20 protein-coding genes are annotated in these 18,338 nt (G+C 48.2%); 19 read left to right on the top strand and 1 reads right to left on the bottom strand.

The window, feature by feature from the left end; translation table 11 throughout:
* Window positions 1-337: 337 nt before the first annotated feature.
* A complete protein-coding gene (locus HCN83_RS15335; protein WP_168008851.1) occupies window positions 338-1,213 on the bottom strand; it encodes a YitT family protein in 876 nt (291 codons plus the stop codon).
* A gap of 91 nt (window positions 1,214-1,304) precedes the next feature.
* Between HCN83_RS15335 and HCN83_RS15330 the strand changes: the two genes are divergently transcribed.
* From HCN83_RS15330 to HCN83_RS15240, 19 genes are all read left to right on the top strand, one after another.
* Window positions 1,305-1,640 (top strand): nucleotide pyrophosphohydrolase, encoded by a 336-nt coding sequence (locus HCN83_RS15330; protein ID WP_168008849.1) that lies wholly within the window; start codon window positions 1,305-1,307, stop codon window positions 1,638-1,640.
* Between the two features lie 8 nt (window positions 1,641-1,648).
* Window positions 1,649-2,428, top strand: a complete 780-nt coding sequence (dapB, locus tag HCN83_RS15325; RefSeq protein WP_168008855.1) for a 4-hydroxy-tetrahydrodipicolinate reductase — start codon at window positions 1,649-1,651, stop codon at window positions 2,426-2,428.
* A gap of 40 nt (window positions 2,429-2,468) precedes the next feature.
* Entirely contained in the window at window positions 2,469-2,891 is a 423-nt protein-coding gene (locus HCN83_RS15320) for a methylglyoxal synthase (RefSeq protein ID WP_168008847.1), read from the top strand.
* Window positions 2,884-3,579, top strand: a complete 696-nt coding sequence (bshB1, locus tag HCN83_RS15315; protein WP_168008845.1) for a bacillithiol biosynthesis deacetylase BshB1 — start codon at window positions 2,884-2,886, stop codon at window positions 3,577-3,579. The genes HCN83_RS15320 and bshB1 overlap by 8 nt, the downstream gene beginning before the upstream one ends.
* The gene (bshA, locus tag HCN83_RS15310; RefSeq protein ID WP_168008843.1) at window positions 3,576-4,697 is read left to right on the top strand and encodes an N-acetyl-alpha-D-glucosaminyl L-malate synthase BshA; all 1,122 of its coding nucleotides are present in this window, start codon (window positions 3,576-3,578) and stop codon (window positions 4,695-4,697) included. The genes bshB1 and bshA overlap by 4 nt, the downstream gene beginning before the upstream one ends.
* The gene (locus tag HCN83_RS15305; protein WP_168008841.1) at window positions 4,694-5,791 is read left to right on the top strand and encodes a hypothetical protein; all 1,098 of its coding nucleotides are present in this window, start codon (window positions 4,694-4,696) and stop codon (window positions 5,789-5,791) included. Before bshA ends, HCN83_RS15305 begins: the two co-directional genes overlap by 4 nt.
* Entirely contained in the window at window positions 5,770-6,729 is a 960-nt protein-coding gene (locus HCN83_RS15300) for a biotin--[acetyl-CoA-carboxylase] ligase (protein ID WP_168008839.1), read from the top strand. Before HCN83_RS15305 ends, HCN83_RS15300 begins: the two co-directional genes overlap by 22 nt.
* A gap of 181 nt (window positions 6,730-6,910) precedes the next feature.
* Window positions 6,911-7,747, top strand: a complete 837-nt coding sequence (panB, locus tag HCN83_RS15295) for a 3-methyl-2-oxobutanoate hydroxymethyltransferase (RefSeq protein WP_343033750.1) — start codon at window positions 6,911-6,913, stop codon at window positions 7,745-7,747.
* Window positions 7,744-8,601: a pantoate--beta-alanine ligase gene (gene panC, locus HCN83_RS15290; protein WP_168008835.1), complete on the top strand. Its 858-nt coding sequence runs from the start codon at window positions 7,744-7,746 to the stop codon at window positions 8,599-8,601. Before panB ends, panC begins: the two co-directional genes overlap by 4 nt.
* Window positions 8,591-8,974 (top strand): aspartate 1-decarboxylase, encoded by a 384-nt coding sequence (panD, locus tag HCN83_RS15285; protein ID WP_168008833.1) that lies wholly within the window; start codon window positions 8,591-8,593, stop codon window positions 8,972-8,974. Before panC ends, panD begins: the two co-directional genes overlap by 11 nt.
* A 30-nt stretch (window positions 8,975-9,004) precedes the next feature.
* A complete protein-coding gene (gene dinG / locus HCN83_RS15280) occupies window positions 9,005-11,755 on the top strand; it encodes an ATP-dependent DNA helicase DinG (protein WP_168008831.1) in 2,751 nt (916 codons plus the stop codon).
* A 2-nt stretch (window positions 11,756-11,757) separates the two neighbouring features.
* Window positions 11,758-13,053, top strand: a complete 1,296-nt coding sequence (locus HCN83_RS15275; protein ID WP_168008829.1) for an amidohydrolase — start codon at window positions 11,758-11,760, stop codon at window positions 13,051-13,053.
* A 95-nt stretch (window positions 13,054-13,148) separates the two neighbouring features.
* Window positions 13,149-13,316 carry a YpmA family protein gene (locus HCN83_RS15270; protein WP_425483635.1) on the top strand — a complete coding sequence of 56 codons (168 nt, stop codon included), beginning with the start codon at window positions 13,149-13,151 and terminating at the stop codon, window positions 13,314-13,316.
* Between the two features lie 3 nt (window positions 13,317-13,319).
* Entirely contained in the window at window positions 13,320-13,901 is a 582-nt protein-coding gene (locus HCN83_RS15265) for a DUF5590 domain-containing protein (RefSeq protein WP_168008825.1), read from the top strand.
* A 35-nt stretch (window positions 13,902-13,936) separates the two neighbouring features.
* The gene (locus HCN83_RS15260; RefSeq protein ID WP_168008823.1) at window positions 13,937-15,121 is read left to right on the top strand and encodes a pyridoxal phosphate-dependent aminotransferase; all 1,185 of its coding nucleotides are present in this window, start codon (window positions 13,937-13,939) and stop codon (window positions 15,119-15,121) included.
* A gap of 48 nt (window positions 15,122-15,169) precedes the next feature.
* Window positions 15,170-16,459 carry an asparagine--tRNA ligase gene (asnS, locus tag HCN83_RS15255; RefSeq protein WP_168008821.1) on the top strand — a complete coding sequence of 430 codons (1,290 nt, stop codon included), beginning with the start codon at window positions 15,170-15,172 and terminating at the stop codon, window positions 16,457-16,459.
* Window positions 16,460-16,627: 168 nt separating this feature from the next.
* The gene (locus HCN83_RS15250) at window positions 16,628-17,335 is read left to right on the top strand and encodes a DnaD domain-containing protein (protein ID WP_168008819.1); all 708 of its coding nucleotides are present in this window, start codon (window positions 16,628-16,630) and stop codon (window positions 17,333-17,335) included.
* Window positions 17,335-17,991 (top strand): endonuclease III, encoded by a 657-nt coding sequence (nth, locus tag HCN83_RS15245; protein WP_168008817.1) that lies wholly within the window; start codon window positions 17,335-17,337, stop codon window positions 17,989-17,991. The genes HCN83_RS15250 and nth overlap by 1 nt, the downstream gene beginning before the upstream one ends.
* The gene (locus tag HCN83_RS15240) at window positions 17,988-18,293 is read left to right on the top strand and encodes a YpoC family protein (RefSeq protein ID WP_168008815.1); all 306 of its coding nucleotides are present in this window, start codon (window positions 17,988-17,990) and stop codon (window positions 18,291-18,293) included. Before nth ends, HCN83_RS15240 begins: the two co-directional genes overlap by 4 nt.
* The last annotated feature ends 45 nt before the right edge of the window (window positions 18,294-18,338 follow it).

Below are 18,338 nucleotides of genomic sequence, written 5' to 3'. Positions count from 1 at the left end.
GAAGGTTCTATCTGTATGAAAGCTGATCGTGAAGTCCTAACCAGGCACGTGAAACGCACTGCCAGCTGCCGACATCGGAGGACCTCGACTCCTGGAGGATCAGAACGAGGCGAAGATCCAGCGCTTCTGACGAAAGGAAGAAGCGGTTAGCCGAGACCGTTCCCTCCGGAAAGCGAGTGTCCGCAGATACAGGCAGATGCAACGTTATTCACTTAAGATGACTTTATCCACACTCTGCGAGGGGCTCTTCCTATGGAAGAGCCCCTCAACGTTATGAAAAGTGAAAAATGAAGATTGCTGCTGATCGGTTTTCAGACAATCAGCTGAGTGGTGTGCGTCATGATATTTCGATTGGACGCTTCTTTTCGTCCAGCGTAAATCCTTCGCCCATAACATCCTGTACATCCTGCAGCGTCACAAAAGCATGCGGATCCGTGCGAGCGATCAGGTTTTTCAGCCGGACCATCTCATTTCGACCGACGACACAGTAAAGAACTTCGCGAGCGTCACCGGTAAAGGAGCCTTTTCCCTGGAGCAGCGTTGCACCGCGGTCCATCTCGTCAGATATTGCTGCCGCGATCTCAGGAACCTTGCTGCTGATAATCATCGCCGCTTTCCCTGAATAAGCGCCCTGCTGGATAAAATCAATCACTTTAGCAGCTACAAAAACAGCCACAAGCGTATACATTGCTTCTCGGTAGTCTAAATACACGAGGGACGTTGTGATCACGGCAGCATCGAAAACGAACATCGTGCGTCCCATGCTCCACCCGTAATATTTGAAGCCGAGCTTTGCGATAATATCCACTCCCCCGGTCGTTCCTCCAACCCGGAATACAATACCAAGTCCAACCCCGATAAATACGCCCGCAAACAGCGCAGCAAGCGTCAGATCATCCTGAAGCGGAATCGACATCACCGGATAAGCCTGGAACAGCCATAAAAACAAAGACAGGGCAACGGTGCCGATAAGTGTATAGATAAACGCGTTCCGGCCAAGCACTTTCCAGCCAAGAATAAACAGTGGAATGTTTAACAGCAGATTGGAATAAGCCGGATTAATGTCAAAAACAAAAAACAAAATGAGCGTAATCCCGGTAAAACCTCCATCAGCGAGGTTGTTTTCCATGTTAAAATAGACAAGTCCGAAAGATAAAATCGCAGTTCCTACTAAGATAAAAAAGATGTTTTTGATATGCACTCTGGCAATCACTTACAATCACCTCCGCCGCCGTTAATTATATGACAGTTGCGGACGGCTGGCAATCTGATTTAGCCGTATATGATGGAAAGGAGCGTTTAAAATGGATAAGAAAACGATGGAACAGATGCAGTCTGAAGTAGATGCTTACATAGGTCAATTTAAAGAAGGGTATTTTTCTCCGCTGGCAATGATGGCGAGACTGACAGAAGAAATGGGGGAGCTTGCGCGGGAAGTGAACCACTACTATGGAGAGAAGCCTAAAAAAGATTCAGAAGAAGAAAAAACGTTGACTCAGGAGACCGGGGATATCTTATTTGTGCTCATTTGCCTGGCTAACTCGCTGGATATTGATTTAGAAGAAGCATTTAATCTCGTTATGCATAAATTTGAAACTAGAGATAAAGACAGATGGACAAAGGTGGAGGATGAACAGTGATAACAATTATGATAGCAGGCCCCAGAGGCAACATGGGAAGAGAAGCGGTAAAGCTCGTACAGCGTGAAGAGAACATGCAGCTGACCGGAGTGATTGACTACAAGTTTGGCGGTATGACTATGCAGGAGACGGAAACGATGGAGCCCCTGCAGATTCCGGTTTATGAAACGCTTGATGAAGCTGCTGAAAACAAGCCTGATGTTCTGATTGATCTGACCAATCCGGAAACCGGTAAAAAGCATTTGCGCCGTGCTCTGGAGCTCGGGATCAGACCTGTGGTGGGCACAACAGGATTTACAGATGATGATATTAACGTGTTATCAGAACTCGCAGAAGAAAAAGAACTTGGCGCGGTTATCGCCCCAAACTTTGCAATCGGCGCCATTTTGTTAATGAAATTATCGGTAATGGCGGCGAAATACATGCCGAACGTAGAAATAATTGAGCAGCATCACGACCGCAAGCTTGATGCTCCTTCCGGCACTGCCATGAAAACGGCACAGATGATTTCTGCTGTAAGGCCGGCTGGCTCACAAGGTCATCCGGATGAGGAGGAAGCATGGCAAGGGGCAAGAGGAGCGGACTACGAAGGCATGAAAGTTCACAGCGTGCGCCTCCCCGGCCGAGTCGCGCATCAGGAGGTCATATTTGGCGGTGAAGGTCAGACGTTAACAATTCGGCATGACTCGCTGAACAGAGCTTCTTTCATGCCTGGAGTTAAAATGGCGGTGGAGCACGTGACAGTTTCTGCTGGACTGGTTTACGGCCTGGAAAATTTGATCGATTAACGAGCTGGAATGCCTGATATTTTGAACGGGAGGAACGAAAATGAATATAGCCTGTATTGCACACGATGAAAAAAAAGATGATCTGGTCGCTTTTATGACGGCCTACGAGCAAGTTTTTTCAGGTCATACGCTGTATGCTACCGGTACAACAGGAAAACGTATTATGGAAGCTACGAGTCTGAATCTGCATATGTTTCGATCCGGACCGCTTGGAGGAGATCAGCAGATCGGCGCGATGATCGCAGAAAATAAAATGGATGCTGTGCTTTTTTTCCGGGATCCGCTGACTGCTCAGCCGCATGAGCCGGATATCAATGCATTAATCCGCCTGTCAGATGTATACAGCATTCCGCTTGCAACAAATATGGCGACAGCTGAACTGCTCGTAAATGCACTCAAGCGGGGAGAACTGGAGTGGCGTCGGGTTATAGCCGAAAGAACGGAAGGCGACCGGCATGACTGACACGATTCTCTGTATTGGTGCACATCCGGATGACATTGAAATTGGCATGGGCGGAACGGCAGCAAAGCTTTCGGCTGCAGGGACGGAGGTTGTATTTGTAAGTCTCACAGCAGCAGAGCTTTCTTCAAATGGAAATCCGGAACTTCGAGCGCGAGAAGCTTCCGCCGCGGCAGACGTTCTGGGAGTGAAAACGTCACACATACTTTCTTTCGCAGACAGAGGACTTCGCCTGGACGAACGGGACGTGCATGATGAGATCGTACGGCTAATAAGAGCCTGGCGTCCCCGCTGGCTTTTCGCTCCATCTGCTGCTGACAGACACCCGGATCATCGGCATTGTTCAGATATAGTCAGAGAAGCTTTTTTTACAAGCGGAATCCACCGGTATGCCGAAGAAGCTGCCTACAGGCCTGAAAACTTGTTTTACTATCAAATTAACGGTCCAGGGAATCCGCAGACAGCCGTTGATATCACACGCTGGGCTGACCGGAAATATGAAGCACTTGACTGCTACCGGTCCCAGTTTGAAAAGATGGAAGGAGGCGTGCCGACGCCATTGACGAACGGATACATGGAGGACGTGAAGGCGAGAGACAGATTGACAGGAAGAGAAGCCGGCGTAACCTTTGCAGAAGGATTCACTGCAGAAAAACTGCCGCTTTTTTCTACAGGAGCTGATTTATCATGAAGATTGGTATTACATGCTATCCTACTGTTGGAGGGTCCGGTGTGATCGCAGCCGAACTCGGAAAAGCGCTGGCAAGAAACGGTCATGACGTTCACTTCATTGCCTCGAGTATCCCTTACCGGCTTGATGAAGCACAGGATGGAATCTACTTTCATGAGGTACAGGTGAATTCCTATGCGGTGTTCCAATATCCACCGTATGATCTCGCGCTGGCTAGTAAAATGGCCGATATCATTAAGCAGGAGAAACTCGATGTGCTCCACGTTCACTATGCTGTCCCGCATGCAGTGAGTGCATTTCTGGCGCGTGAAATGACAGACCATCCGGTAAAGATTGTAACGACGCTGCATGGAACTGATATTACGGTACTCGGCTATGATCCATCACTAAGTGACATTATCCGCTTTGGGATTGAGCGGTCTGATGAAGTGACCGCAGTATCCAATGATTTAATCAGACAGACTCACGAATTGCTTCACACGACGAAACAAATCACACCAGTCTACAATTTTGTGGATGACAGCGTATATTATAAACGTCCGGATACGGGGTTAAAGGAGTCTCTGGGCATTCCATCTGATGTGCCGGTCATGACACACGTATCCAACTTTCGTAAAGTAAAACGGGTAGAGGACGTCGTGGAAACGTTTATTCGAGTACGCCGGCATATGGATGTGCGGCTTTTGTTAATTGGCGACGGACCGGAGCTGCCAGTTATTCGTTCGATGGTCAGGCAGGAAGGTTTAGAACCCTGGGTACATATTACAGGTACACAAAAACGAGTTGCCGAGCTTTTGTCCATCAGCGATGTGAAGCTTTTATTATCCTCAAAAGAAAGCTTTGGACTCGTGCTGCTCGAAGCTATGGCGTGCGGAGTGCCGGTTATCGGCAGTGATGCCGGGGGAATCCCTGAAGTAATCGATGAAGGGGTAACTGGTTACGTCGTTCCTGTCGGAGACACAGAAGCAGCCGCCCGGAAAGCCATTCACATCCTTACAAATCCGTCCCTTCGTAAACAGATGGGTGAAGATGCAGTTAAACGAACTGCTGTTAAGTTTAATAAGCAGGCGATTGTTGATGACTATGTGAACGTTTATCAGAAGGCGTGTAACCGATGAATGCAGCAGTTTCATCTGCATTTAACTTGCTTAACACCGTTAAAAAATCCGGATGGGATTCCTGGATTGTCGGCGGAGCAGTCAGAGATACGCTGATGGGCAAAGAACCGGCTGATGTCGATATTGTCACCTCTGCCACTGAAGCAGATTGGCGGAAATTGTTCGGCCGCACAGTGCGCGTCGGTCAACGATATGATACATTTCTTGTTTTTTCGAACGGAAATCCGTTTGAAGTGACTCCGCTCAAAGGGACGCGCATAGAAGATGACCTGGCCCTGCGTGATTTCACTTGTAATGCAGCAGCGTTTGATGCCGGCAAAGCGCTGATAGACCCGTTTGGTGCAGAGCGTGCTGTTAAAGAAAAACGATTATCGGCTCCCGGTGATCCCGAACGGATGTTTCAACGGGATATGCTGAGACTGTTTCGGATGATCCGCTTCGAGCTGTGTTTAGGATTTACACCCGATAATCGGTTGGATAAGACTTTTCGAGCGCTCGCCGGTGGATTTGATGCTGCTCCGGAGCGTGTTCAGAAGGAACTTTCTGCGCTGAGACCGTGCGTTGTCTCTTCTGCCCTGCTCGAGTTAGTTGCAGAACGCACCGCTTTCCTGCCTGAGCCGTATCACCTTTCGCCTGACAGTCTTATTCATAAACACCGGTTCGACTTTCCGCTGTCTGAATTGGCGTGGAGTTTACTGTTTACGGAAGGAAACGATCGGAAAGGGCGGAAACTTGGATACGGACGTCGCGTCAGAAAGACAGTGGCGAGAGCTTCAAAAGCAAAACTTACATACCCGTGGTCGGATGAAGCGTTATACCGCTTAGGTGAAGAGGCAGCGTCTGCTGCTGCAGAGCTGCTTCCTGTAAATAAGGGACCTGTAAGAGTGGCAGAGCAGTTCGCGCAGCTTCCGATTAAGCATCGCAGGGATCTCGCTCTGCTTGGAGAGGATATCGCGCTTTTTCCCGCGTCAGAGCGTAAAAATATAGTCGAAGCTTGTGAAAAGTTTGTGTTAAATGGGGGTACGAATGAACGTGAGAGCTTGCTACGCTATGCAAAAGAGAGGAGAAAAAAATGGGAGCAGAAGAAACACTAAAGTTGCTGAGACAGTCATCCACCTACGTGTCAGGTGAAAAGATCAGCAGCTCTCTGAATTTATCGAGAACAGCAGTCTGGAAACATATTCAAAGTCTGCGCGCAATGGGCTACGACATTAAAGCAGTGAGAAACCGCGGCTATCTGCTCGTGGATGAAACGGCTGTATTGTCTCCGGATAAACTGCAGGCTCGGCTGAATGAAGCTTGTATACCAATTACTATTGACCATACCGCCAGCCTCCCGTCAACTCAGACGAAAGCAATGCGTCTTGCAGCCGAAGGGGCACCTGCAGGAACAGCTGTTACAGCGGATGAGCAGACTGGCGGGAGAGGAAGACTCGGACGTCCGTGGAGTACACCGTTCGGCACCGCTTTAGCGATCAGTGTTATCTTTCGTCCGGAAATGGATATGCGGGAGGCGCCGACAGCTACATTGACAGCCGCAGCGGCAGCAGCAGAAGCGTTGGAGGAGCTCGGCTTTACACCTCAAATTAAATGGCCGAATGATATTTTGCTAAACGGAAAGAAAGTTTGCGGCATTTTGACGGAAATGCAGGGAGAGGAGGACCGTGTCTCTTCTTTAGTTATGGGAATCGGCATCAATGTGAATACTAGAGAGTTCCCGGAAGCACTTCAAGACATTGCTACCTCGCTTGCCATCGTTCGAGGCTCTTCTGTCAGCCGGGAAGAAGCAGCTTTCCGGCTTTTATCCAGGCTTCATGAAAGAATGGAGCAGTTTCAACATGAAGGATTTCAAGCTGTCAGACCGGTGTGGGAAAAGCACGCGCTCTCCCATCCAAAGCCGGTTACTGTCGTTCAAAACCGCAGAAAGCTAAAAGGAATGATGAAAGGAATTAAAGCTGATGGAACACTGCTGATAGAAACCGAAGACGGCGAGGTCCATTCGATCGTTTCAGGTGGTATCGACATCACATGAATTTCGACGCGCGGTAACGATTCTGCTATAATGACGATTGGACAGCATCTGTTTTACTGGAGCTGTACCAGCATGGTCAGACAAATTTATTATGTCTGCCTCGATCCTTTTAAATGGACGGGGACAGAAGGCGGTGCGCATCATGCGCAGCCCTTCTCTTTCAGAGCGGAGGGGAAATAAAGTGAAAAAAACGACACTTGGATTTAAAAAGCAAAAGCAGCAAAACGAACGATGCGTAATGGTGACGGCTTACGATGCTCCCGGCGCTGAAGCAGCAGAAGCAGCCGGAGTGGATCTCATCCTTGTTGGAGATTCGCTAGGTATGACAGTACTCGGTTACGATACGACAACAGATGTGACGACTGCAGACATGATACATCATACGCGCGCAGTCAAACGTGGAGCCAGAGACACGTTCATTGTAACGGATATGCCATTTCTTACTGCTCAAGGTTCACAAGACCGCACCCTCGATGCAGCGCTTAGCCTTATACAGCAGGGGGGCGCTGACGCTGTCAAAATTGAAGGAGCAGGAAGCGTGTTTCAAAAAATACGCATGCTCACAGAAGGCGGTATTCCGGTTTGTGCTCATCTAGGACTCACACCGCAGACGGTCGGCGTCGACGGAGGATACCGCGTGCGCGGTAGAACACAGGAAGAAAGAGAAACGCTTCTTAAGGAAGCGTTGGAGGCGGAGAAGGCCGGGGCATTTATGCTTGTACTCGAATGTGTAACGGAGGAGACAGCGGAGGAAGCTGCCAGACTGCTTCAAATTCCTGTGATCGGCATCGGTGCAGGCCGTTTTACAGATGGCCAGGTACTTGTTTATCACGATATCATTGGTCAATTCAGCGGGAAACAGGCGAAGTTCGTTAAACAATATGCGGATGCCCGAAGCCTCATTGAACAGGCACTGCTTAGCTATACAGAAGAAGTCCGCTCTGGTGTTTTTCCGGATACGTCACATACGTTTGAACCGCTCGAACATCCTGGCGGACTTTACGGTGGAAAGAAATGAAGCTGATAAAATCGATTCATGAGCTGAGAACTGCGCTTCAGAGAGAAGAGAGGCCTGTTTCATTCGTTCCTACAATGGGTGCTCTCCATCCGGGCCACCTTGCCCTCGTCAAAGAAGCAGCCGCAAATAATGATGCAGTTGTTATGAGTATTTTTGTAAATCCTCTGCAGTTTAATGACAAGCGAGATTACGATGCCTATCCGGAAACGCTTGACGACGATATTAGTCAGGCAGAGGCCGCGGGTGTGGCTTATTTATTTTTACCTGCTTTAAACGAGCTTTATCCGGCAGGACCGGATGGAATGTCTACGTATATTCATGTAACAAAAGGGGTAGATGTTCTTTGCGGAGCGCACCGTCCCGGGCATTTCAACGGAGTCGCAACTGTGGTCATGAAGCTGCTGCAAATTGTTGCACCTGAACGAGCTTATTTTGGTCGTAAAGATGCGCAGCAGGCGGCGGTAGTGGAGAACATGGTGCAGGACTATCATGTTGTTACAGATATTGTTACAGTGCCAACTGTACGTGAATCCGACGGCTTGGCAATGAGTTCAAGAAATGTTCGGCTGAATCCTGAAGAGAGAGCCGACGCGCCTGAGATTTACCGGGCATTGCAAAAGATGAAAGCAGTGTATGAACAAGATCCGTTTTCACCCGAAACCGGACGCGGGATGCTGCAGCGTTCAGTAAATGGCAAGGTGGAATATGCAGAGGTGAGAACGTACCCTGAGCTTGAACTGCCGGCCGATGATTATCAAGGAAAAATGCTGCTGGCCTGTGCAGTTCAATACGATCACGCACGTCTGATTGACAATATTATGTGGACCAGAAAGGAAGAAGAGCATGTTTCGTGAAATGATGGGGGCTAAACTGCACCAGGCTGTTGTAACGGAAGCTAATCTGCAGTACGTAGGCAGCATAACGATTGATCAGGATCTGCTGGATGAGGTAGGGCTCTTGGAAAATGAAAAAGTACAAGTAGTAAACAACAACAACGGTGCGCGTCTCGAGACTTACATTATTTCCGGGCAGCGCGGCAGCGGTACCGTCTGTCTGAACGGAGCGGCTGCAAGACTTGTTCAGCCGGGTGACCGGGTGATTATTATTTCTTACAAGTGGATGTCGGAAGAAGAGGCGGCCAAACATGTACCCAATGTGGCGATTCTCGATGACCAGAACAGAGTAACAGAGAAAATGGGAACAGAGCCTGCCGGAACAATACGCTGAGGGCTTACAGTACTATGCAGAAGGTAGGGAATGACGTTGTCAAAATTTGTGGTAATGGACTTGGAAACAACAGGTGTGTCAGCGGCAGCAGGTGACAAGATTATCCAGATTGCTTACGTAGTGCTTGAGAATGGAGAAAAAGTGAAGACCTTCTCAAGCTTTATCAATGGAGCGGATCAGATTCCTGAATTTGTGCAGCAGCTTACCGGTATCTCATTAGAGGATCTGGAAGGAGCTCCTGCATTTCAGGATATCGTACCTGAGGTGCTTACCGATTTATCGGATGCTTGTTTTGCAGCCCATAACGCTGATTTTGACCTTCCCTTTTTAAATGAAGCACTGGAAGAAGCCGGGTATCTGCCTTTTGAAGGACCGGTTGTGGATACAGTAGAATTAAGCCGCATTTTTTTTCCTTCTGAGGACAGCTTTCGGCTTGGAGAACTTTCTGCATCACTTGGAATAACGCATCAGAATCCACATCAGGCTGACAGTGATGCGGAAGCGGCTGCCGATTTATGGCTCCGCATACATACTAAATTACAGCAGCTGCCGTCTGCAGCTTTGAAACATCTTCTGTCGCTTGCTACGAGCTGGAAAAGTGATATGTATCCACTCGTGGCGGAGGCTTACGAGAAAGCGGCAGAAACGGAACATAACGGGATAGAAACGTATCGGGGGATTGCCGTTAAGAAACCAGCAGCCTCTCCGCGCGGGGACCGATCAGAGCCAGTGCTGCTTGAAGATGTGCTGTCGACTTTCAAGCAGTCGAAAAAAATGGAAGCTGTCTTCCCGGGATACGTTTTCCGCTCAGGACAGGCGGAAATGATGACCTTTACGGACACCATATTTTCGGAAAATGAAACAGGGTTGGCAGAAGCTGGCACAGGTACCGGAAAAACGCTTGCGTATTTGATTCCTGCAGCTCTTCATGCATGGAACAATAAAGAACGGATAGTGGTCAGTACAGAAACAATCCAGCTTCAGGAACAAATATTAAAGAAAGAAGTTCCACTGCTGGAAAAGCTGCTTCCCTTTAAACCGAAGACAGCCCTTTTAAAAGGCAGACATCACTACGCCTGCCTGCAAAAAGTGGAACGGCTGTTGGAAAATCAGCTCCATGAGAGCTATGAAACGATGCTGGCAAGATCCCAGCTTCTCGTATGGCTTACAGAAACGCAAACCGGCGATCTTGAAGAACTGAATCTGGCTGCGGCATCTCACTTGTTTATGAAAGAGATAGCCAGTGATCCGGATTCTTGTTCAAGCCCTGACTGCCCCTGGTTTTCCAGGGATTTTTATCAGCGTGCGAAGCAGCAGGCACGTGAAGCTGAACTGATCATTACAAACCATGCCCTGCTTCTGACTGACATCGCATATGAAAGCCAGGTCATCCCGGCATATCGAAAAGCAGTGATCGATGAGGCGCACCATTTATCTGAAGCTGCCTCCAGGCAATTCGGGATCTCACTCGAATATGCCGATATGGCAAGACTCCTCAATGAATTCGCAGGACGTGATCAAAAAGGAGTGCTTGATCGGGCCCTGGAGCATCTGCCTGAAAGGCTGAACAGACTGACGATAGCCTTTGAAGACGCCAAACAGGAATACCATGATACATTTTTAATGATGTACCAGTACTTATCTCACGGTGCAGGTACATCAGAGAGCGGCGACAGAGCCCGCACAGTGCACATGGACCGTAAGTGGGCGCTGGTACAGGATGCAGCTGCCAGGTTCCGGGCAGTGATGCAGGATATTCTCGATGAATGGGTGTTTCTGCAGCAGGAAGCTGCAGAGAAAGATCTGCCAAAGCTGACGGCATTTTTTCAGGAGCTGGAAGATAAGCTTTCCCTCGTTGAAAAGCTGATCCTTCAGCAGCAGGAAGGATATGTCTACTGGCTGGAAAAGTCTGCAAAAGGACCAAAACAATCGATCACCGTCTATTCAAGTCCTACCGAAGTCGATCATCTGCTGGCCGACCGGTTTTTCCGTAAAAAGAAAAGCGTGCTGCTCACGAGTGCTACGATGACTGTTGATAAAAGCTTTACGTACATGATCGAGGAGCTCGGACTTGAAGATTTTGAAATCCGCACACTCCAGGTAGCTTCCCCGTTCAGATGGAAAGAGCAGGCAGCGATTTTCATTCCGGAGGATATGCCGCTTATTAAAGAAGACGGGGAAGAGCTCTACATTGAAGCGCTCGTTGAAACGGTTTACAGGCTATCCATCGTCACGCAGGGAAAGATGATGGTACTGTTTACTTCGTATGACATGCTGCGCCGGGCGTACCGCCTGCTTCAGCCGATGCTCGATGAGAGCTACCTGCTGATTGGTCAGGGTGTTCAGTCAAAAAGCAGGACAAAGCTCGTTAAGATGTTTCAGCAGTTTGATCGGAGTATTCTGTTTGGTACGAGCAGCTTCTGGGAAGGTGTCGACATACCCGGTGAAGACCTGTCTGTTCTCGTCATGGCACGGCTTCCATTTCCGCCGCCAGGGGACCCCGTTTTTCAGGCTAAGTCAGATAAACTAAAAAAAAGCGGCGATTCTCCCTTTATGAAGCTGTCACTTCCTAAAGCTGTTCTTCGATTTAAACAGGGATTCGGGAGATTAATCCGCAGCGAAAAGGACTCCGGATTCATTGTTGTCATGGACAGACGCATTATTACTGCGAGGTATGGCAGAAAGTTTTTGAAGTCGCTCCCGGAAGAAGTCGCTGTCTATGAAGAATCCATACATGATTTGGAAAGCCGGGCAGCGGACTGGTTCAGAAAGGGGCTGTAGGAATGAATGCAACGATCATAAAAAACGGGGTAGTGCTGACTCCGGGTAAACGTGCTGAAAGAAAAGATATCCGGATAACCGGGAAAACGATAGATCAAATCGCTTCAGTCATTCAGCCAACCCGCGAAGACAGCGTAGTCGATGCTTCCGGAAAGCTCGTCACGCCCGGCTTCGTTAATACACACACACATACAGGCAGCACACTGCTTAGAGGAGCCGGCGGCGGCCTGCCGCTGCAGGAGTGGCTCCGGACAGTCATGTGGCCCGCTGAAGCAACATTTACTGAAACAACTGTGCGAGCCGCCTCTGATCTGGCCATGGCTGAAATGATCCGAAGCGGAACGACTATGTTTATGGACATGTACCACCTCGACATGCTGCACCTTGCTGAACGGGTCACAGAAGTTGGCATGAAGGCTGTATTAGGAAGAGGCATGATCGCACTCGACGGCCGGTGGACAGAGAGACTGGAAGCAGCAGAGGAGCTTGTTAAGACGATTCAGTCAGACAAAAGCGGCCTTCTGAAAGCTGCAGTATCTCCCCATGCTCTGTATACGTGCCCGCCTGATTTTATTCGCAAGGCTGGTGAACTTGCCGAGAAATACGATGTCATCCGGCATACACACGTCTCTGAAACCGCTCAGGAAGTTCAGCATCATCTATCGTCACACGGAGTCTCCCCTTGCCGCCATTTGCATGAGCTCGGATTTCTGACACCAAAAACAGTGCTCGCTCATGCCGTGCATGTTACAGAGGAAGAGCTTCTGCTTCTAAAAGAAAACAGATCAGCTGTATCTCATAATCCACGCTCCAATTTAAAGCTAGGCTCCGGAGTTGCACCTGTCAGAAAGATGCTTAAGTCAGGAATACCAGTTGGTCTCGGCACCGATTCAGCAGCCAGCAACAATCGATTGAGCGTGTTAGCAGATATGCAGACTGCTGCCCTCTTACATGCCGGCACAGAGGAGAACAGCACTGCTGTCCAGGCAGAAGACTGGATGTCAGCTGCCTGGAACAGCGGCGCTTCAATGCTGGGTTTTCCCGACAGCGGAAGGCTGGAAGAAGGAAGTGCTGCTGATGTCGTTCTGATCCGTTCAGATCGTCTGCACATGACGCCTGACATTCATGAACGCGCAGCAGATCATCTTCTATTTGCGGCAGAATCAGCAGATATAACGGATGTTTGGTCAAACGGTAAAGCGTTGATGCGCGAAGGATCCCTGCTTACGCTGGACGAAGAAAAAGTAAGAGCTGAAGCAGAGGCAGAGTGGAGAAAAATTGCAGAATCAAACGTCTGACTTGAGCAGGTATGATAAAATAAAAATCGGTACAAATTGTTCCGGAAAAACTAAGCGTCTTTTCAGAAGGAGGACGGAACGTGAGCAGTAATCAGGTGAAATTACTTAACAGCGTCACGATAAATAAATGTCCGGATGCATATAAAATGGTCGATTCCTTAAACCGGACGTTAAAAGAAAGAGATTTGATGTTCGGTATAGCTCTGGACGAGAAAGACAGCAGTCAAATGGTATTTACGATATACGATACTGCAGGTGAATAAAGCATGAAGAAATTAATTACCTTAGCAGGGTTTGCCGGTGTAGCGGCTGTGGCGGTTTCTGTTTATGCTGTTTACAGCGCTGCTTTCAGTCCGCTGGACGAACGGCGTGCGTCTGCTGTAGAAGCAGCTGAGCAGGAATATGAGCTTCAGGAAATCCGTGAGATCGATTACTTTCACGGTGCGGTTTCCTATCAAGTCATCGATGCAGTTGATGCTTCCGGTGAAGAGGTTTATGTTTTCGTAGAAGAGCCGCTTCCTGAAGAAGAATCGGCAGAAGAACACGATGAAACGGAGAATAGTGGGAACGAAGAGAACGAAGCAGAAGAATCCGATGACGAAACAGAACGTGATGTTATCATACTCAATAAAAACGATGGCATTTCTGCTGATGAAGCTGTATCAATTGCGGCTTCTGAAGCGGACATAAGCCGGTTCGTTTCTGTCAAAGCCGGATTTATCAGCGATACGCCTGTTTATGAGATCCGCTATCGTGACTCAGAGGGACGCTTCGGCTATTACTATGTTTCATTTGAAGACGGCGATTATCTGCGCAGGTATGAGCTGTCGCCGAGAATATCGAGATAGCCTTACTTCATTACAAACAGAGGAGTGTTTTAAGGATGCAATTTTCCCCTAAAGTAGAATCCATTACACCGTCATCAACGCTTGCGATTACAGCAAAAGCGAAAGAATTACGAGAGCAGGGGCACGATGTCATCGGACTCGGTGCGGGCGAGCCGGATTTTAATACACCTGACTATATTATTGAAGCCAGCTACCAGTCAATGCGGGAAGGTCATACGAAATACACTCCCGCCGCAGGACTCCCTGCATTAAAACAGGCAGTAGCAGAAAAGCTGAAGCGCGATAATGATCTGTCTTACCGTACGGACGAAATTATTGTATCAACAGGGGCAAAGCATGCACTTTCTTCTGTTTTTCAAACGATTCTGCAGGACGATGATGAAGTTATTATCATCACACCTTACTGGGTCAGCTATCCTGAACAGGTGAAAATAGCCGGAGGAAAGCCGGTATTTGTTGAGGGGTATGAGCAAAATGGATTCAAAGCAGAGGCTTCCCAGATCGAGCAAGCCGTAACGGATAAGACAAAGGCTGTTATTATCAATTCACCTTCAAATCCAACCGGCATGACGTACAGCGCAGAAGAACTCCGTGAAATAGGGGACGTCTGCCTGAAATATAATATCCTGATTATTTCGGATGAAATCTATGAGAAGCTGCTCTATGACGGTGCTGAGCATGTATCCATTGCCCAGCTGTCTCCGGAGCTGAAGGAACAGACGCTTCTCGTTAACGGCGTTTCCAAATCACATTCCATGACAGGCTGGCGGATTGGATATACCGCAGGAAACAAGGAAATCATTAAAAAAATGTCAAACCTTGCAAGTCACACTACCTCCAATCCGGCAGTGATGGCTCAGTATGGAGCTATTGCAGCCTATGAGAAAGATGATGGCTCTGTGGAAAAAATGCGTGCGGCGTTTGAAGAACGTCTCAACAAGGTTTTTGATCGTCTCAACAGCATATCGGGATTCTCCTGCCAAAAGCCGCAGGGCGCATTTTATCTGTTTCCAAATGTGAAGCAGGCGGTTGATGCCAGTCCTTATGAAACGACCGATGAATGGGTAACGGCCCTGCTTGAAAAAGCAAAGGTAGCCGTAGTGCCGGGCAGCGGTTTTGGAGCACCGGATAATATCAGATTAAGCTACGCAACGAGCCTGGATCAGTTTGAAGAGGCTCTTAACAGAATCGAACAGTTTACAGCTTCTCGCGGATCCTGAATTTATTAACAGGACGCCGGCACGTATTTTTTGACGGAGGTTATCGCATTGAAAACTACAATTAAACAAATTGGTCAGCATGAGAATGAATCTGTAACACTTGGCGCCTGGCTAGCCAACAAACGTTCAAGCGGGAAAATTGCTTTTTTGCAGCTGCGTGACGGCACCGGTTTTATTCAAGGTGTCCTTGTAAAGGCAGAAGTAGGGGAAGAGAAATTTAAGCAGGCGAAAGAGCTCTCCCAGGAATCGTCATTATATGTCACCGGCACGGTGAAAAAAGACGACAGGGCACCTTCCGGCTACGAGCTGGCAGTAACGGATATCGATATCATTCACGAAGCATCTGAATATCCTATCACTCCAAAAGAACACGGCACAGAATTTTTGATGGATCACCGGCATCTGTGGCTCCGTTCCAAAAAACAGCATGCCATCATGCGCATTCGAAATGAGATTATCCGGGCCACGTATGAATACTTTAATCACGAAGGATTTGTAAAGGTGGACCCGCCAATTTTAACAGCGAGCTCAGCGGAAGGCACAACCGAGCTTTTTCACACGAAGTATTTTGATGAAGATGCCTACTTGTCACAGAGCGGGCAGCTGTATATGGAAGCAGCAGCGATGGCGCTCGGAAAAGTGTTCTCATTCGGACCTACTTTCCGGGCGGAAAAGTCAAAAACGAGAAGACACTTAATTGAATTTTGGATGATTGAACCGGAAATGGCATTTATGGATCACGAGGAAAGTCTTGAAGTTCAGGAAAACTACGTCACATCGATCGTGCAGTCTGTGCTTACAAACTGTAAGGAAGAGCTTGCTGTTTTAGAAAGAGATACGGCTGTTCTGGAAAAAATCCAGGCGCCGTTTCCGCGAATCTCTTACGATGATGCGATAACCTTCCTGCAGAATGAAGGCTATGAAATCACGTGGGGCGAAGATTTCGGAGCGCCTCATGAAACAGCAATTGCTGAAGCATACGATAAGCCGGTATTTATCACAAATTACCCGAAAGATATTAAAGCTTTTTACATGAAGCCGCATCCTGAAAGAGACGATGTTGTCCTCTGTGCAGATCTCATTGCGCCTGAAGGATATGGCGAAATTATTGGCGGAAGCCAGCGCATTGATGATGAAGCACTGCTTCAGCAGCGCTATGACGAACACAGCCTGTCTGCCGATGCGTATCAGTGGTATATGGACCTGCGAAAGTACGGCTCTGTTCCGCATTCCGGCTTCGGTCTCGGTCTGGAACGAACGGTTGCATGGATCTCTGGAACAGAACATGTTCGCGAGACTATTCCATTCCCAAGACTGCTAAACAGGCTTTACCCTTAAGCAAAAGAAGACGAATGTTTTTGTTTGAAGGTCGTCCATTCCGTCTGATTTTATAGTGAGAGCCGTCCAGCACAGATAATATTGGACGGCTCCTTTTTTCGCCAGGTTCAGCGAATTGCAGTGGTACAGACGAAAAAGAAATTTTCAGGAATCGAAAGGAAGATAGTCATGGATGAGAAGCTGCTGAATCTGCTGCAGGAAAAACCTTTTGTACTGCCAGCACTTTTTTTTAAATCATATAAACAGCTTGGATTGACAGATGAAGAATTTTTGCTTGTTCTTCATATTCATCAGCTTTCTGAAGAAGGCGTAACGTTTCCATCACCTGAAATGCTCGCGGGAAGAATGACGGCAGATGAAAACAATATTTCATCGATCCTTCGCCAGCTTCTGCGCAAAGGACTGATTGAAATCAAGGAACAGCCGCGCAGCAGCACGGCAATGATTCAGGAAGAAATGACGCTGCAGCCCCTGTACCGCAAAATGGCGGAAAGCGCAGGACAGCCTTCAGAAGCTGACGGACGAGAGCAGTCAGAAATCGAAGAAGGACGATTATTCCAACGATTTGAGGAAGAATTCGGACGACCGCTCTCCTCGATCGAAATGGAAATGATTTCGATGTGGCTCGATGAAGATAAACACACGTGTGAGCTGATTCAATCAGCTTTAAAAGAAGCTGTGATTTCGTCGAAGCTCAATTTCCGCTACATTGACCGTATTTTGTTTGAATGGAAACGCAAGGGTATAAAAACACCGGAACAGGCAAGGCAAATGACAGAAGAAGTGCGTAACCAGCGAAAAGGCACCCAGGCACCGCCTGTCAAAGCTGCCAGACCTCATCCCGGGTACAACTGGCTTGAAGGGGGAAAGAGCTGATGCTGAACCGGACGCAGATCAAAGAAGTGCTTAATACGATGGAAAATATGTACCCGGATGCAGAATGTGAGCTGACCCATTCCAACTCATTTGAATTAACAATAGCTGTGCTGTTGTCTGCCCAGGCTACCGATGCACTTGTGAATAAAGTGACGCCTTCCCTGTTTGCGAAATACAAATCCCCGGAAGATTATCTGGCTGTTCCTCTCGAAGAACTGGAACAGGATATTCGCCGCATTGGTCTTTTTCGGAGTAAGGCTAAAAATATTCAGAAGCTTTGCAGAAGCCTGATTGACGATTTTAACGGTGAGATTCCCAGGGAACGGGATGAGCTTGTAAAATTAGCGGGCGTTGGACGCAAGACAGCTAATGTGGTCACTTCCGTAGCATTCGGAAGGCCCGCTATAGCAGTTGACACACACGTCGAACGAGTCAGCAAGCGTCTCGGCTTCTGCAGGTGGAAAGACTCCGTTCTGGAAGTGGAAAAAGCATTGATGAAAAAAATTCCTGAAGCAGAATGGTCGGATACGCATCATCGTATGATTTTCTTCGGCCGCTATCACTGTAAAGCTCAAAAGCCTGCTTGTACTGAATGCCCGCTTCTTCATTTGTGCAGAGAAGGAAAGAAACGGGAAAAGAAAGCAGCTGCTCAATGAACCAAAAGCTTATCTCGCTTCATCAGGAATTTTATGACAGATGGAATGAAACGCATATGCGCCACTCCGCTGAAGCTGAAGAAGTGAATCAGGCAGCAATTTCTCTGATCCAGCTGCTTAAGGCTTATCAAAAGGAAAATGACCCTGAACGCTCTGTTTTTGAGCAGCAGGCAGCACCTGTCAATGCGGCGGAGCGCTTTCAATTTGCACAGGAGCGTGCCGGTCACTTTACCGGCAGACTCGAAATCTGCAAGCTTGCAAAGGAAATGAAGCACAAGCTATTGCGCCGGCCCGGCAGGTAAATACACTAAGCGGCAGCGCAGTTTAAGCTTATAACTGCGGACGTA

Source organism: Alkalicoccus luteus (assembly GCF_012034335.1).
In the GTDB taxonomy this organism is placed as follows: domain Bacteria; phylum Bacillota; class Bacilli; order Bacillales; family Salisediminibacteriaceae; genus Alkalicoccus; species Alkalicoccus luteus_A.
The sequence above is the reverse complement of the archived record's forward strand: the minus strand, read 5'-3'. Positions and strand labels throughout refer to the sequence as shown.

What these genes read in the sequence shown, in the direction of transcription:
- bshA (WP_168008843.1), top strand. Translation starts at nt 3,576, where the DNA reads ATGAAGATTGGTATTACATGCTATCCTACTGTTGGAGGGTCCGGTGTG.
- HCN83_RS15260 (WP_168008823.1), top strand. Translation starts at nt 13,937, where the DNA reads ATGCAATTTTCCCCTAAAGTAGAATCCATTACACCGTCATCAACGCTT.
- HCN83_RS15265 (WP_168008825.1), top strand. Translation starts at nt 13,320, where the DNA reads ATGAAGAAATTAATTACCTTAGCAGGGTTTGCCGGTGTAGCGGCTGTG.
- HCN83_RS15330 (WP_168008849.1), top strand. Translation starts at nt 1,305, where the DNA reads ATGGATAAGAAAACGATGGAACAGATGCAGTCTGAAGTAGATGCTTAC.
- panD (WP_168008833.1), top strand. Translation starts at nt 8,591, where the DNA reads ATGTTTCGTGAAATGATGGGGGCTAAACTGCACCAGGCTGTTGTAACG.
- HCN83_RS15305 (WP_168008841.1), top strand. Translation starts at nt 4,694, where the DNA reads ATGAATGCAGCAGTTTCATCTGCATTTAACTTGCTTAACACCGTTAAA.
- HCN83_RS15275 (WP_168008829.1), top strand. Translation starts at nt 11,758, where the DNA reads ATGAATGCAACGATCATAAAAAACGGGGTAGTGCTGACTCCGGGTAAA.
- HCN83_RS15300 (WP_168008839.1), top strand. Translation starts at nt 5,770, where the DNA reads ATGGGAGCAGAAGAAACACTAAAGTTGCTGAGACAGTCATCCACCTAC.
- HCN83_RS15320 (WP_168008847.1), top strand. Translation starts at nt 2,469, where the DNA reads ATGAATATAGCCTGTATTGCACACGATGAAAAAAAAGATGATCTGGTC.
- panC (WP_168008835.1), top strand. Translation starts at nt 7,744, where the DNA reads ATGAAGCTGATAAAATCGATTCATGAGCTGAGAACTGCGCTTCAGAGA.
- bshB1 (WP_168008845.1), top strand. Translation starts at nt 2,884, where the DNA reads ATGACTGACACGATTCTCTGTATTGGTGCACATCCGGATGACATTGAA.
- dapB (WP_168008855.1), top strand. Translation starts at nt 1,649, where the DNA reads ATGATAGCAGGCCCCAGAGGCAACATGGGAAGAGAAGCGGTAAAGCTC.
- nth (WP_168008817.1), top strand. Translation starts at nt 17,335, where the DNA reads ATGCTGAACCGGACGCAGATCAAAGAAGTGCTTAATACGATGGAAAAT.
- dinG (WP_168008831.1), top strand. Translation starts at nt 9,005, where the DNA reads ATGACGTTGTCAAAATTTGTGGTAATGGACTTGGAAACAACAGGTGTG.
- HCN83_RS15250 (WP_168008819.1), top strand. Translation starts at nt 16,628, where the DNA reads ATGGATGAGAAGCTGCTGAATCTGCTGCAGGAAAAACCTTTTGTACTG.
- HCN83_RS15240 (WP_168008815.1), top strand. Translation starts at nt 17,988, where the DNA reads ATGAACCAAAAGCTTATCTCGCTTCATCAGGAATTTTATGACAGATGG.